The organism is Methylobacterium sp. TK31 (assembly GCF_055361545.1).
In genome coordinates, this window is the sequence record NZ_CM143964.1 from 4,026,851 (window position 1) to 4,041,195 (window position 14,345).

The 14,345-nt window shown below is 70.2% G+C and carries 15 protein-coding genes; 11 read left to right on the forward strand and 4 right to left on the reverse strand.

What is annotated here, in order from left to right; translation table 11 throughout:
- Positions 1 to 32 precede the first annotated feature (32 nt).
- The 3 genes from ACXJY8_RS18650 (at position 33) to ACXJY8_RS18660 (ending at position 2,946) form a co-directional block, all read left to right on the forward strand.
- Positions 33 to 254 (forward strand): heavy-metal-associated domain-containing protein, encoded by a 222-nt coding sequence (locus ACXJY8_RS18650; protein WP_463771911.1) that lies wholly within the window; start codon positions 33 to 35, stop codon positions 252 to 254.
- A 230-nt stretch (positions 255 to 484) separates the two neighbouring features.
- Positions 485 to 2,158: a formate--tetrahydrofolate ligase gene (locus tag ACXJY8_RS18655; protein WP_463771913.1), complete on the forward strand. Its 1,674-nt coding sequence runs from the start codon at positions 485 to 487 to the stop codon at positions 2,156 to 2,158.
- A 110-nt stretch (positions 2,159 to 2,268) separates the two neighbouring features.
- Positions 2,269 to 2,946: a polyamine aminopropyltransferase gene (locus ACXJY8_RS18660; RefSeq protein ID WP_463771916.1), complete on the forward strand. Its 678-nt coding sequence runs from the start codon at positions 2,269 to 2,271 to the stop codon at positions 2,944 to 2,946.
- Positions 2,947 to 2,953: 7 nt separating this feature from the next.
- Here the strand turns inward: ACXJY8_RS18660 and ACXJY8_RS18665 are convergent, their stop codons facing one another.
- From ACXJY8_RS18665 to ACXJY8_RS18675, 3 genes are all read right to left on the reverse strand, one after another.
- Positions 2,954 to 3,169, reverse strand: a complete 216-nt coding sequence (locus tag ACXJY8_RS18665; protein ID WP_463771919.1) for a hypothetical protein — start codon at positions 3,167 to 3,169, stop codon at positions 2,954 to 2,956.
- 122 nt (positions 3,170 to 3,291) lie between these two features.
- The gene (locus ACXJY8_RS18670) at positions 3,292 to 3,606 is read right to left on the reverse strand and encodes a hypothetical protein (RefSeq protein WP_463771921.1); all 315 of its coding nucleotides are present in this window, start codon (positions 3,604 to 3,606) and stop codon (positions 3,292 to 3,294) included.
- A 98-nt stretch (positions 3,607 to 3,704) separates the two neighbouring features.
- Positions 3,705 to 4,289 (reverse strand): GNAT family N-acetyltransferase, encoded by a 585-nt coding sequence (locus ACXJY8_RS18675; RefSeq protein WP_463771924.1) that lies wholly within the window; start codon positions 4,287 to 4,289, stop codon positions 3,705 to 3,707.
- Positions 4,290 to 4,537: 248 nt separating this feature from the next.
- Here ACXJY8_RS18675 and zapE point away from each other — a divergent pair, with 248 nt between their 5' ends.
- The 4 genes from zapE (at position 4,538) to ACXJY8_RS18695 (ending at position 9,749) form a co-directional block, all read left to right on the forward strand.
- Complete coding sequence (gene zapE, locus ACXJY8_RS18680; RefSeq protein WP_463771928.1) at positions 4,538 to 5,773, forward strand: cell division protein ZapE; 1,236 nt, start codon at positions 4,538 to 4,540, stop codon at positions 5,771 to 5,773.
- Positions 5,774 to 6,175: 402 nt separating this feature from the next.
- Complete coding sequence (locus ACXJY8_RS18685) at positions 6,176 to 6,673, forward strand: (2Fe-2S)-binding protein (protein WP_463771931.1); 498 nt, start codon at positions 6,176 to 6,178, stop codon at positions 6,671 to 6,673.
- Positions 6,670 to 9,027 (forward strand): xanthine dehydrogenase family protein molybdopterin-binding subunit, encoded by a 2,358-nt coding sequence (locus ACXJY8_RS18690; RefSeq protein WP_463771934.1) that lies wholly within the window; start codon positions 6,670 to 6,672, stop codon positions 9,025 to 9,027. Before ACXJY8_RS18685 ends, ACXJY8_RS18690 begins: the two co-directional genes overlap by 4 nt.
- A 314-nt stretch (positions 9,028 to 9,341) precedes the next feature.
- Positions 9,342 to 9,749, forward strand: a complete 408-nt coding sequence (locus ACXJY8_RS18695) for a hypothetical protein (protein WP_463771936.1) — start codon at positions 9,342 to 9,344, stop codon at positions 9,747 to 9,749.
- A gap of 127 nt (positions 9,750 to 9,876) precedes the next feature.
- On the opposite strand, the gene ACXJY8_RS18700 is transcribed toward ACXJY8_RS18695, so the two are convergent.
- Positions 9,877 to 10,104, reverse strand: coding sequence for a hypothetical protein (locus tag ACXJY8_RS18700; RefSeq protein WP_082487457.1), 228 nt, complete (start codon positions 10,102 to 10,104; stop codon positions 9,877 to 9,879).
- Between the two features lie 394 nt (positions 10,105 to 10,498).
- Between ACXJY8_RS18700 and ACXJY8_RS18705 the strand changes: the two genes are divergently transcribed.
- The 4 genes from ACXJY8_RS18705 (at position 10,499) to cysW (ending at position 14,341) form a co-directional block, all read left to right on the forward strand.
- Entirely contained in the window at positions 10,499 to 10,687 is a 189-nt protein-coding gene (locus ACXJY8_RS18705) for a hypothetical protein (protein ID WP_463771940.1), read from the forward strand.
- A gap of 735 nt (positions 10,688 to 11,422) precedes the next feature.
- Positions 11,423 to 12,469: a sulfate ABC transporter substrate-binding protein gene (locus tag ACXJY8_RS18710; RefSeq protein ID WP_463771944.1), complete on the forward strand. Its 1,047-nt coding sequence runs from the start codon at positions 11,423 to 11,425 to the stop codon at positions 12,467 to 12,469.
- Positions 12,470 to 12,654: 185 nt separating this feature from the next.
- A complete protein-coding gene (gene cysT / locus ACXJY8_RS18715; RefSeq protein WP_463780796.1) occupies positions 12,655 to 13,464 on the forward strand; it encodes a sulfate ABC transporter permease subunit CysT in 810 nt (269 codons plus the stop codon).
- Positions 13,457 to 14,341 carry a sulfate ABC transporter permease subunit CysW gene (gene cysW, locus ACXJY8_RS18720; protein WP_463771947.1) on the forward strand — a complete coding sequence of 295 codons (885 nt, stop codon included), beginning with the start codon at positions 13,457 to 13,459 and terminating at the stop codon, positions 14,339 to 14,341. The genes cysT and cysW overlap by 8 nt, the downstream gene beginning before the upstream one ends.
- Positions 14,342 to 14,345: the final 4 nt, after the last annotated feature.

Sequence of the window (14,345 nt, forward strand, 5' to 3'; positions counted from 1 at the left end):
GCCTGCGGATCGAGAAGCCCGGAGCGAACCTCATGGACGCGACGCCATCGGACCTCCTGATGCAGGTGGAGGGCATGACCTGCGACGGCTGCGCGGCGGCGGTGCGCCGGGCCATCCAGCGGCTCGACCCCGACGCCCGGGTCGCGGTCGACCTCGATCACGGCCGCGTCGCCGTGACGACGACCGCCCAGGCCCTGAGCATCGCCGAGGCTCTGACCGAGGCCGGATACACAGCCAGTGCCATGACGGGCTGACACAGGTCTGATCCCAAACAAATTTTTGCCTGCAAATTCAAAATTTCCGACGCGCTTTTGCTTGTCCCTTCCCGCAAACTGATGCGATCGATGATGCGTGGCCGCTCGGCCGATCCGCACGGCCCAACGTCGGCGGATCCGGTCCTGGCGGCGGACGAAGAACGCCAGCGGACGGAATCCGGCCTCGCGCCGGCCCGGACGCACAAGAACAATCCGGGAGAAACGCAACAATGCCCTCAGATATCGAGATCGCGCGCGCAGCGACGCTTCAGCCGATCACCGAGGTCGCCGCCAGGATCGGCATCCCGGACGATGCGCTGCACCACTACGGCAAGCATATCGCCAAGATCGACCACGCCTTCATCAAGTCGCTGGAGAGCAAGCCCGAGGGCAAGCTCGTCCTCGTGACGGCGATCAGCCCGACGCCGGCCGGCGAAGGCAAGACCACCACCACGGTCGGCCTCGGCGATGCGCTCAACCGCATCGGCCAGAAGACGGTGATGTGCCTGCGCGAGCCCTCGCTGGGCCCCTGCTTCGGCATGAAGGGCGGCGCGGCCGGCGGCGGCAAGGCCCAGGTCGTGCCGATGGAGCAGATCAACCTGCATTTCACCGGCGACTTCCACGCCATCACCTCCGCGCACAGCCTGGCGGCCGCGCTCATCGACAACCACGTCTACTGGGCCAACGAGCTCAACATCGACGTGCGCCGCATCCACTGGCGCCGGGTGGTCGACATGAACGACCGGGCGCTGCGCGCCATCACCCAGTCCCTCGGCGGCGTCGCCAACGGCTTCCCCCGGGAGGACGGCTTCGACATCACCGTGGCCTCCGAGGTCATGGCGGTGTTCTGCCTCGCCAAGGACCTCGACGACCTGGAGGCCCGCCTCGGCCGCATCGTCATCGCCGAGACCCGCGACCGCAAGCCGGTGACGCTCAAGGACGTCAAGGCCACCGGCGCCATGACGGTGCTCCTCAAGGACGCCCTGCAGCCCAACCTCGTGCAGACCCTGGAGGGCAACCCCGCCCTGATCCACGGCGGCCCCTTCGCCAACATCGCCCATGGCTGCAACTCGGTGATCGCCACCCGCGCCGGCCTCAAGCTCGGCGACTACGTGGTCACGGAGGCCGGCTTCGGTGCCGATCTCGGCGCGGAGAAGTTCATCGACATCAAGTGCCGCCAGGCCGGCCTGAAGCCCTCCGCGGTGGTCATCGTCGCCACCGTGCGCGCCCTCAAGATGCATGGCGGCGTCTCGAAGAAGGAGCTCGGCTCCGAGAACCTCGACGCCCTGGAGAGGGGGTTCGCGAACCTGGCGCGCCACGTCACCAACGTGCGCAGCTTCGGCCTGCCCGTCGTCGTCGGCGTGAACCATTTCTACGCCGACACCGATGCCGAGCACGCCAAGCTGAAGGAGCTGTGCCGCGACAGGCTCCAGGTCGAGGCGATCACCTGCAAGCACTGGGCGGAGGGCGGCGCCGGCGCCGAGGAGCTCGCCCGCGCGGTGGTCAAGCTGGCGGAGGGCGAGCAGAAGCCCCTGAACTTCGTCTACGAGACCGAGACCAAACTGACCGACAAGATCCTCGCCATCGCCACCAAGCTCTACGGCGCCGGCGACATCCAGGTGGAGTCCAAGGCCGCCGCCAAGCTCGCCCAGTTCGAGAAGGACGGCTACGGCCACCTGCCCGTCTGCATGGCCAAGACGCAGTACTCGTTCTCCACCGATCCGAGCCTGATGGGTGCGCCCTCCGGCCACCTCATCGCGGTGCGCGACGTGCGCCTCTCGGCGGGCGCGGGCTTCGTCGTGGTGATCTGCGGTGAGATCATGACCATGCCGGGCCTGCCCAAGGTCCCGGCCTCGGAGGGCATCCACCTCGACGCCAACGGGCAGATCGAGGGACTGTTCTAAAAGACCCGCGCGGCGGGCCCCCTGTCCGACCGGCGGGGGGCCCGCCGGCGTGATCCGGCGCGCGGACCATGCTAGCCGGAGCGGATGAACCTGCCTCCCGAGTCCCGATCGTGATCCCCTGGCTCGTCCTCGACACCGCGCCGGTCCCCGGCGGGGCGGAGCCCCTGCGCCTGCTGCAGCGGGGCACCGAGTTCTCGATCCAGCTCGGCCACAACGAATTGATGAACAGCCGGCTCAGCGGTTCCGAGGAAGCGCTGGCGACCCTGACCGCCGGGCGGCTCGGAAACCGGCCGAAGGCCTGCTGGCTGATCGGGGGCTACGGCATGGGCTTCACCCTCCGGGCCGCCCTCGACGCGCTGCCGGAGGAAGCCCGGATCGTGCTGGCCGAACTCGTGCCGGCGGTGCTGGACTGGGGCCGCGGCCCTCTGGCGGGCCTCTCATCGGAGGCGCTGTCGGACCCTCGCGCCGAGGCGCGGGTGGCGGACGTCGCCGCGGTGATCCGGGCCGGGCGCGGCACTTACGACGCGATCCTGCTCGATGTCGACAACGGCCCCGACGGCCTGACGCGCCGCACCAACGACCGGCTCTACGACGCGGCGGGCCTCGCCGCGGCGCGGGCCGCCCTGCGCCCCGGCGGCGTGCTGGCGGTCTGGTCGGCCCATCCCGACCCCGCCTTCACCCAGCGCCTGGCGCGGGGCGGCTTCCGGGTCGAGGCGGTCGCCGTGCGGGCCGGACGGGCGCGGGGCGCGCGCCACACCATCTGGCTCGCCGAGCGGCCGGCCCGGTGACGGGGGATCAGGCGGAGGCGCCCCGGCCCTCGCGCCGGCGGCTCAGGCGGGTGGCGCCGTAGATCTCGGCGAGGTGGCGCCGGGCGGCCTTGACCGGAGCTTGGTTCCGCTCCTCGCAGGCGGCCCGGATGACCCGCAGGGCATCGGCCACGGAGCGCTCGAGGCGCGCCTCGGCCGGCCGGCTCGGCCGTCGGGTGATCTGGGTGATCTCGGTCTGATCCATGCCTCGGCCCCTCGTCCGCGAGCCCGTCCTCTCGGGAGACGGGTCTCGACGGCGAGCATCGTCAGGCGCCGGGGCGGCAACATGGCAGCTTGGCCGTAGATCTCGCGGCGGGGCCCACGCGGTCAGTCGCGGCCCTGGCCCTCGTTGAACTTGTCGCGGCAGATGTACCCGACGAAGCATTTGGGATCGTCGCGCGTCATCTCCCAGGAGGGGCGCGTCGTCTCCGGCAGCGGACAGAACCCGACGTCGCGCACGAAGCGCGCGTAGGTCACCGGCCCGGTGGTCATCACGATGGCCCCGGCCCGCGACACCAGGGCCGAGGCCTCGGCGCAGGTCATGGCGGTGACGTCGGGCCGGCCTTGGGCGAGGGCCGCTCCGGGCAGGAGCATCGCTGAGACGAGGAGGGCGGACAGGCGCCGCCGGGAAAGGTCCGTCATGGGGGATGGCCTCCGGCCGTCCCCGGGGCGGGGAACCCGGCCGGACGGCGTCGTCTGCGGGCAGGTTAGCCCGGCCCGCGCGTCCGGCAAAGTCGCGGTCACGCCGCCGTGAGGGCGAGGGTGAAGTCCACCGCCTCGGTGACGCCCTCCTGCCACAGGGAGACGGGGGTCGGGCGCTCCAGGTGCAGGGCGCCGTCCGCCTCGCCGCCGGTGATGCGCAGGTCCGCCCCGACCTTGGTGGCCAGACCCCGCATCGGGCGGTTCCAGGGCAGGCAACGGACATGCAGGTCGCGCACGCCGCGGTTGCGGGCGGCGGCCGCGATGCGGCGGAACAGGGCCTGGCCGAGGCCGTTCCGCCGAAATCCCTTCTCCACCGCGAAGGCGGCCTCCGCCTCCGCCCCGAGGACGAAACCGGGCGGTGGCGCCGAGGCGGGCCGCAATTCGCCGAGCCCCCGCAGGGTGCCGTCGACGAAACTGCCGAACATCAGGCCTTCGGCGCTCATGGCGCTGCGGGCATAGGTGACGGCGGCCGCGTCGCTCAACGCGCCCATGAAGCGGTTGGCGCGGGTCTCCGGATCGAGCCGCAGGAAGTAGGCTTCCACGGCCGGGCCGTCCTTAGGCCACAGGCGGCGGACGATCGGTGGCGGGACGATCGACGGGAAGGTCGAATGCGTATCGGGCATCGGGTGCCGGTCTCCGGTTTCGGGGCGCGCGGGGCGCGCCGGTTCCGGGCGTAGCCTCCCTCAAGGCGCACCAGATCTGGCATCGCCGCCACGGTTGTGCAATGCAGCAAAGTGACCGACTGCCGCGCGTCCGGCGCCGGAACCGGGTCCGGGGCTTGATCCGGTGGGTCGGCCGCGTCAGACCGGCAGGCCCGCCGGCCACCCGATCCCCGCCTTTCTGATCCCTCCGCGAACAGGTCGCCCCCACCGTGAACGCCCCCTCCTCCGCGAGCCTCGAGCCGTCGAGCCAGGCCAAGGCCGGCGCCGTGTCCCCCGGGCCGGTCTTCGACCGCTACGAGGCCCTGGTCCGCGCGGCGGCCATCGAGCGCGACCCGGCGCAGATCCACCTCGTGCGCGCCCTCGACCGTCTGGTGCTGGAGCTCGGGCGGCGCAAGCGTGCCCGCAAGGGCAGCGCCCTCGGCTGGCTGTTCGGCCGCCGGGACGACGTCGCGACGCCGCCGAAGGGGCTCTACATCTGGGGGTCGGTGGGGCGCGGCAAGACCATGCTGATGGACCTCTTCCACGAGGCCGCGCCCGAGCCGAAGCGCCGGGTGCATTTCCACGGCTTCCTCGCCGACGCGCATGAGCGCATCCACGCCCACCGCCAGGCGCTGAAGGCCGGCACCGCCAAGGGCGACGATCCGATCCCGGTGGTCGCCGACGCCCTCGCCGACGAGGCGACGCTGCTCTGCTTCGACGAGTTCACCGTCACCGACATCGCCGACGCGATGATCCTCGGCCGCCTGTTCGGCGCCCTGTTCAAGCGCGGCGTCACCGTGGTGGCGACCTCCAACGTCGAGCCCGACCGGCTCTACGAGGGCGGCCTGAACCGCGCCCTGTTCCTGCCCTTCATCGCCGAGCTGCAGGAGCGCGTGGAGGTGCTGCGACTCGATTCCCGCACGGACTTCCGGCTGGAAAAGCTCGGGGGCGCTTCCGTCTACCACGTGCCCGCGGATGCGGCGGCGGAGGCGGCCCTCGCGGCCGCCTTCAAGGGCCTCACCGGCAAGGCCAGGGGCCGGCCCGCGACCCTGCGGGTGAAGGGCCATGACGTCCCGGTGCCCGAGGAGACCGGCGGCGTCGCCCGGTTCGGCTTCGCCGATCTCTGCGCCCGGCCGCTCGGCGCCTCCGACTACCTGGCGGTGGCGCGCGCCTTCCACACCGTGATCGTCTCGGACATCCCCGTGATGGGCCCGGACAACCGCAACGAGGCCAAGCGCTTCATCACCCTGGTGGACACCCTCTACGACGCCCACGTGAAACTCGTCGCCTCGGCCGCGGCCGAGCCGCACGAGCTCTACACCGCCACCGAGGGCCGCGAGGCGTTCGAGTTCGATCGCACGGTCTCCCGCCTGATCGAGATGCGCTCGTCGGAATACCTCGCCCTGCCGCACGGGGCCGGCGATTCAGGCGCGAGCGGGTCGAGCGCCGGTCTCGTCGAGACCTGAGACCAGGCCCGAGCGGCCGGATTTGGGATTTGCGGGAAAGCCGGCATAGCCAACGCGCCGCGCGGCCATGTGGATCGCCGATACCGCATTGCCTCGTGCGCAACGGCACATGGAGGTCGGAGCGGCCGGCCCCGGACGGATGACGGGGGCCGCCGTCAGGTTGCGCTGCGGCGGACCCGGCGTTTAATTGTATTCATTCCGAGGTACGGGGCGTGGGGGCTTCGTGCGCTGCGACGGCTCCTGCGAGGAGCCGGATCCGCCGCCGTGTCTCAGGACCCTTCCGGGGGGCGGACCACGCTCCCGACGCCCGACATGTGACCCCGACGGCTTCCCGCCGGTTGATGGATCGGCGTGATGCCGATCCCGGCCGGCCCGTGGCCTGATCCATGACAGGATACACCGATGATCAAACTGACCGTGAACGGAGCTGAACGCAGCTTCGACGGCGATCCCAACATGCCGCTGCTGTGGTACCTGCGCGACGAGGTCGGGCTCACCGGAACCAAGTTCGGCTGCGGGCAGGCTCTCTGCGGCGCCTGCACCATCCATGTGGGCGGCACCGCCGTGCGCGGCTGCGTCACCCCCGTCTCGGCCGCCGAGGGGCAGGCCGTCGTCACCATCGAGGGCCTCTCCCCCGACGGCAACCATCCGGTCCAGGTGGCCTGGCGCGACCTGAACGTGGCCCAGTGCGGCTACTGCCAGTGCGGGCAGATGATGCAGGCCGCCTCCCTCCTCACCGACACCCCGAAGCCCACCGACGCGCAGATCGACGAGGCGATGAGCGGAAACCTGTGCCGCTGCGGCACCTATCCGCGCATCCGCGCCGCGATCCACCAGGCCGCCGGCCAGGCGGCCGGTGCCGGCCAGAAGCCTGCTGCGAACAAGGGAGAGCGCCTGTGATCCACGAAGCTCAGACCATGGCGGACCTCGCCACCGCGCCGGCCGGATCCGGACCTGACCAGACCGCGCCGAGCGCGCTCGCCAATGTCAGCCGCCGCGCCATGCTCGGTGGCATGGGCGCCCTCGTGCTCGCCCTGTCCTGGCGCGATTCCGCCCGGGCCGAGGACAAGAAGGACGAGCCCAAGAAATACGGTGCCGATGCCATGCCCCACGGCTGGCAGGACGACCCGAAGGTGTTCGTCGCCATCGCCCCCGACGGCACCGTGACGGTGACGTGCCATCGCTCCGAGATGGGCCAGGGCGTGCGCACCTCGGTCGCCCTGGTGGTGGCCGACGAGCTCGAGGCCGACTGGTCGAAGGTGAAGGTCGCCCAGGCCTGGGGCGACGAGGCCCGCTTCGGCAACCAGGACACCGACGGCTCGCGCTCGCTGCGCCATTTCTTCCCGCACCTGCGCCACGCCGGTGCCGCTGCCCGCGCCATGTTGGTCCAGGCCGCCGCCAAGCAGTGGGGCGTGCCGGCAGGCGAGGTGAAGGCCGAGAACCACGTGGTCACCCACGCCAAGTCGAAGCGGACCCTGGGCTACGGCGAGCTCGCGGCGGCCGCCGCCGAGCTGCCGGTGCCGGCCCGCGAGAGCGTCGTACTCAAGAAGCAGGACGCCTTCCGCTACATCGGCAAGGGCAAGATCGGCCTCATCGACAACCACGACTTCACCGTCGGCAAGGCGATGTACGGCATCGACACCCGCCTCGACGGGATGCTCTACGCCCTCGTCGCCCGCCCGCCCGTCTACGGCGGCAAGGTCGTGAGCTTCGACGACACCGAGGCCAGGAAGGTCGCCGGCGTGGTCAAGATCTTCACGATCGACGCGCCCGAGATCCCCTCCGAGTTCCAGCCCGTCGGCGGCGTCGCCGTGGTGGCCAAGAACACCTGGGCGGCGATGAAGGCCCGCGAGGCCCTCAAGATCACCTGGGACGACGGTCCGAACGCCGGCTACGATTCCGTCGCCTTCCGGGGCGAACTGGAGAAGGCCGCGCGTGCACCGGGGAAGGTCGTGCGTGACCAGGGCGACGTCGCCGGCGCCATGGCCAGGGCCAAGACGAAGCTCGAGGCCGAGTACTTCGTGCCCCATCTCGTCCAGGCCCCGATGGAGCCGCCGGCCGCCACCGTGCGGATCAAGGACGGATTCTGCGAGGCCTGGGCCTGCACCCAGGCGCCGCAGGCGACCCATGACCGCCTCGCCAAGAAGCTGAACCTGCCCGCCGACAAGGTGCGGGTGAACGTGACGCTGCTGGGCGGCGGCTTCGGCCGCAAGTCGAAGCCCGACTACGTGCTCGAGGCCGCGCTCTGCAGCCAGGCCGTGGACGGCGCGCCCGTCAAGCTGATCTGGACCCGCGACGACGACCTCCACCACGGCTACTACCACACCATCTCGGTGGAGCGCCTGGAGGCGGGTCTCGACGACAAGGGCATGCCGGTCGCCTGGCTGCACCGCTCCGCGGCGCCCACCATCGGGTCGATCTTCGCGCCCGACCCGAAGCACGAGCTGCCCTTCGAGCTCGGCATGGGCCTGACCAACACGCCGTTCAACGTGCCCAACATCCGCCTCGAGAACCCGGCGGCGGACGCGCATGTGCGCATCGGCTGGTTCCGCTCGGTCTCGAACATCCCGCACGCCTTCGCGATCCAGTCCTTCGTCTCCGAACTCGCCCACGCGGCCGGCAAGGACCCGAAGGAGTACCTGCTCGCGCTGATCGGTCCCGACCGGGTCATCGACCCGACGAGCATCAGCGACGTGTGGAACTACGGCGAGGACCCGGCCCGCTACCCGATCGACACGGGGCGCCTGCGCCGCGTGATCGAGGCGGCGGCCAAGGGGATCGGCTGGGGCCGCAAGATGGAGAAGGGCACCGGCCTCGGCATCGCCGGCCACTACAGCTTCGTCACCCATACGGCGGTGGCGGCGGAGGTGGCGGTCGGCCCCAAGGGCGAGGTCCAGGTCAAGCGCGTCGACATCGCCGTCGATTGCGGGCCGCAGGTCAACCCGGAGCGGATCCGTTCGCAGATGGAGGGCGCGGTCGTCATGGGCATGGGTCTCGCCCTCTCGGCCGAGATCACCTTCAAGGACGGGCGCGCGCAGCAGAACAACTTCGACGGCTACGAGATCACCCGCATCGACGCGGCGCCGAAGGAGATCCACGTCCACCTGCTGCCGAACCCGGACTACAGCCGTCCCCTGGGCGGCGTCGGCGAGCCCGGCGTCCCCCCCGTGGCCCCGGCGATCGCCAACGCGATCTTCGCCGCCACCGGCCGCCGCATCCGGCAATTGCCGATCCGCGACCAGCTCAGCGCCTGAGCGGGCGCGTCCCTCCCCGGTTTCGGGGCGGGCCCGGGGTGCGGGACGGCTTCGCGCCGTTCCGCACCCCGTTTCGTATCGGACACCCCTCCACCGGCGCCGCCGGTCGCCCGCGCTTGCGCGCCCATGGCCTGATCGGGTCCGTCGCGCGCCTGCGAATCACGGCCTCATCCGTCGGCGGATCGCCGGCCAGGGGCCTCCTTCGCGGAATTCCGGCCCCCGCAGGGAGCCCGGCATCGATCCCGCGGGTTGACCCCGGGACGACGGCGGCCCGGACGGGCCGGCCCCACCTTCCGAATCAAGGACAACAATCGATGACGCGTTTCGTGTGGCCCGCTGCCGGGTGTCTCGCCTCCGGTCTCCTCGCCGGCGGCCTCCTCGCGGCGAGTGCGGCACCCGCCCTCGCCTCCCCCTGCGGCGACCGGATCGCCCAGCTCGAGGGCTCGGTGAAGGATCTGGCAAAGGAGGCGATCTCCGCCAATACCAGCGGCAAGGCCGCGGCCAGCGCCCGCAGCGGCCAGGGTATCACGGGGAGCGGCGGCAGCGCTTCGGCCGAGGCCGCGCCCCCGGAGAAGTCGGCGGAGGCGGGACAGGGCGGCGACAAGGCGATGCAGGCGAAGGTCGCCCTCGACGAGGCGCGCACGGCCGACAAGAAGGGCGATGCCAAGGCCTGTGACGAGGCGGTCGATCGGGCGCAGAAGCAGGTGAACAGCGCACCCTGAGGCGCAGGGCGGGATCGCCGGGGGAGCGCTGGCCCCGTCATCAGGGGCCGGCGCGGGTCTCAGGAGACGGATATCGGGGAACGTGGACATCGGGGCGGCGGCGTCCGCCCCATCGGCATAGGGGCGTTCAGGCGCTGGTGACGGCCGCGAGGGCGTGATCGTTGCCGTTCAGGCCGGCACAGAGATCATCGATCTCTGCAAGATCGAGGGCTTCTCCGGAATCACTCGCAATGGCATCGATCAGATGATCTTGGTGCGGACTGAAGGGATGCCCCTGCAAACGATAAAATTGATAATAGCGAAGCGCGGCCAATACAGCATCGCGTTCTCGATCGGTGATGGTAATATTCTGCATGCCGATTATAATTCCCGTTGTTGGTTGCGGGAGGTCGAAAAACAACCACTCTGCGGCGCCGTGAGCTTGAATGTTGTAAGCGAATCTCGGCGGATTCGTCCACAACCGGAAACGGTCCGTTAGCCATTTCAGCATCGGTCCGGACCGGTCCCGAACGGCCAAGTCTTTGCCCGGTCGCCGTTTCCCCCGGCACCCGGCCGCGCAGGTTTTTTTTAGCCCTCCGATTCCCACCTATGCGCTTGACAACCTTTGATAAGAGGGTCCGCGCTCCCGCGGAGGGCCGGCACGAACCCCCTCGGCGTCAGCTTATCCTTAACCGATCGGTGGCATGCTCACGCTTCGGCCGCGCCTGCCTCGGGCAGGGCGCGCCATGCCCGAGGCCGGGGTCCGTTCCATGCCCAAGACCCGAAGCGAGTCCGCGTCCCGTCCCGATGGCGCGCCCCCCGCGACGCCGACGCTGGGTCCCGGCATCCGCCGCCACCTCGGGCACACCCTGCGCACCGTCTACGCCGATATCCTGTCCGACCCTCCGGGCGCACGGCTCGAAGCGCTGCTCGCGCGCCTCGGCAAGGGGAAGCGCTGACCGTCCGGGTGTGGCGCGTTTACCGCGTTTCCGGATGTTTCCGTGGCCTGTGCGAGAATTCACTGACGGTTCACGCCGAGACGGCTAGTTGGGCGTTGATCCGATGCGTGCGGGCACTCGGCCGCACTCTCACATGAAGCACCCCCATGATCACCCTGGCCCTCGTCGTCGTCGGCAACATCCTGCTGGCGTCCCTGTTCTCGCTCATCGCCGTCGCGGCGGACTGAGCGGCCGGGTACTCCGCGCCGAGGCTTGAAAGCCGGCGCCCGCGGGTTTCACCAACGCGGATCTTTCAACGCTTCGCTCCGAGCCTCCCGTCCGCGGAGACCGGCGCTCGGCCGGCCGTGCCCTGTTTCCAGGGGCCGCAGATGCCCGCCCTGGGCGGCCGGACGCGGCTTCGCGCCCCGCGAACGGCTGCGGCGCGCCTGCATGCAGGGTCTGCAGCGCGAGATGCAGCCCCACCGTCCAATTTTCTTCAGAATGTCCTTTCTATAGAACCCTGATCGCGTGAGCGGTTTCTTCTCTTTCTCGGCGCCGAAGGAGGATTTGGTTCTACGAGGGAGAAAAATCGCTGCTGTTCTTTAAGCTACTGGGGAACGAATCTGCGCCGGCGCCCTTATCCCGCCCAGTCGCGATGCTTGACAATGTTCGTTAAAACGAACGAAACCAGCCTCGCCGGGGTCGCGGGGCGGATGCCTCCGCTCCGGCTGCGCATGCCAGATTCGGAGCCTTCCCGTGAGCGAGACCCTTTCCCGGACCACCGGACGCACCCGCCGCCATGCGGTCCTGCTCGGCGCCGGCCTCGCGGCCGCCCTGCTCGCCCCCACCCTCGCCTGCGCCCAGACCGAACTCCTCAACGTGTCCTACGATCCGACCCGCGAGCTCTACCGGGAGATCAACGCCGCCTTCTCCGAGGAGTGGAAGGCCAAGACCGGCGAGACCCTGACGGTGCGCGCGGCCCATGGCGGCTCGGGCTCGCAGGCCCGGACCGTGATCGACGGCATTCCGGCCGACGTGGTGACCCTCGGCATCCCCTCCGACATCGACGCGATCAGCCGCATCTCGAAGAAGATCCCGGCGGACTGGCGCACCAAGCTGCCGAACCAGGGCCTGCCCTACACCTCGACGGTGGTGTTCCTCGTGCGCAAGGGCAACCCGAAGGGCGTGAAGGACTGGGGCGACCTCGTGAAGCCCGACATCAAGGTCATCACCCCCAACCCGAAGACCTCCGCGGGCGGCCGCTGGAATTTCCTGGCCGCCTGGGGCTACGCCTACGAGCGCGACGGCAAGAACGCCGACAAGGCCAACGCCTTCGTGGGCGAGGTCTACAAGAACGTGCCCGTCCTCGACACCGGCGCCCGCGGCTCCACCGTGACCTTCGCGCAGCGGGGCCTCGGCGACGTGCTGCCGACCTGGGAGAACGAGGCCTACCTGGTGTTCGAGGAATTCGGCCGCGACAAGTTCGATGTGGTCGTGCCGCCCAGCTCGATCTACGCCGAGCCGCCGGTCGCCCTGGTCGACGCCAACGTCGACAAGAAGGGAACCCGCAAGCAGGCCGAGGCTTATCTCCAGTTCCTCTATTCCGACCGGGCGCAGGCCATCTTCGCCAAGCACCATTACCGCCCGCTCAACCGGGCGGCGGCCAAGCCTGAGGATCTGGCGCAATTGCCCGAACTCAAGCTGTTCAAGATCGAGGACCTGCAGGGCGACTGGGACGAGATTCAGAAGAAGAACTTCGACAACGGGGGCCTGTTCGACCAGTTGAGCAAGGCGGGGCGCTGACGCGAGCCGACCTCCCCGCCCCTTCCCGCTCCGGGAGGGGGCCGAGACCTGAGCAGGACACCGCCATGGCTCCGCCCATCCGTGCCGAACCCATCCGTGCCGAGCCCTTGCGCGCCGAACCCTTGCGCGCGGAGCCCCTGCGCGCCGAGCCCCTCCGCGCCAAGCGGCGCTTTCTCCGCCCGAGCGTGATCCCCGGCTTCGGGCTCGCCTTCGGCTACACCCTGACCTGCCTCGGCCTGATCGTGCTTCTGCCGCTCGCCGCGCTGGTGACGCGCGCCTCCGGGCTCGGCCTGGCGGGGATCTGGGAGGTCGCCACCGATCCGCGCGTGGCCAGCGCCCTGCGGGTCAGCTTCGGCGTCTCCCTGGTGGCGGCGCTGACCGCCTCGGTGTTCGGCTTCCTCATCGCCTGGGTGCTGACGCGCTACCGCTTTCCCGGCCGCAAGATCGTCGACGCGGTGGTGGACCTGCCCTTCGCCCTGCCCACCGCCGTCGCGGGCATCGCCCTGGCCGCCCTCTACGCGCCCAACGGCCTCGTCGGCGCGCAACTGGCACGGCTCGGCATCGAGGCCGCCTACACGCCCGTGGGCATCTACATCGCCATGGTGTTCATCGGCCTGCCCTTCGCGGTGCGCACCGTGCAGCCGCTGATCGCCGAGATCGACAAGGAGATCGAGGAGGCCTCCGCCACCCTCGGGGCGGGGCGGGTCCACACCCTGGTGCGGGTGGTGCTGCCGCCGCTGATCCCGGCCGTGCTCACGGGCTTCGCCCTCGCCTTCGCCCGCGGCGTCGGCGAGTACGGCTCGATCATCTTCATCGCCGGCAATCTGCCCTACGTCTCCGAGATCGCGCCGCTCCTCATCGTCATCAAGCTGTCCGAGTACGATTACGGCGGCGCCTGCGCCATCGCCACGATCATGCTCGGCATCTCGTTCCTCACCCTGCTCGCCATCAACCTGATCCAGGCCTGGAGCCGGCGGAGATTCGGCTATGTCTGAGACCTTCGCCCCCGTCGCCCTGGCCGAGGCCCGTCCGGCCAGCGTCGTCACGGAAGGCCGCTGGATCCGCTGGCTGCTGATCGGCGTCGCGATCCTGTTCCTCGCGCTGTTCCTGGTGCTGCCGCTGCTCACCGTGTTCGCGCAGGCCTTCGCCAAGGGCTTCGCCGCGTATCTCGCCGCCTTCACCGAGGCCGACGCCCACGCGGCGATCCGGCTGACGCTGCTGACCGCCGCCATCGCGGTGCCGTTCAACCTCGTCTTCGGCATCATGGCCTCCTGGGCCATCGCCAAGTTCGAGTTCTGGGGCAAGAACCTGCTCGTCACCCTGATCGACCTGCCGTTCTCGGTCTCGCCGGTGGTCTCGGGGCTGATCTACGTGCTCGTCTTCGGCGCGCAGGGGCTCCTCGGGCCCTGGCTGCTGGCCCACGACATCCAGGTCATCTTCGCGGTGCCCGGCATCGTGCTGGCGACCATCTTCGTCACCTTTCCCTTCGTCGCCCGCCAGCTCATCCCGCTGATGCAGGAGCAGGGCACGGCGGAGGAGGAGGCGGCGCTGACCCTCGGGGCGTCCGGCTGGCACGCCTTCCGCACGGTGACGCTGCCCAACATCCGGTGGGGCCTCCTGTACAGCGTGCTCCTCTGCAATGCCCGCGCGATGGGCGAGTTCGGTGCGGTCTCGGTGGTCTCCGGCCACATCCGCGGCCTCACCAACACGCTGCCGCTCCACGTGGAGATCCTCTACAATGAGTACAACTTCGTTGCCGCTTTCGCCGTCGCCTCCCTCCTGGCCGGCCTCGCCCTCGTCACCCTCTGCGTCAAATCCCTCCTCGAATGGCGCTACGCCGACGAGATCGCCGCGGGTGCCCGGGGCCACTGAGCGG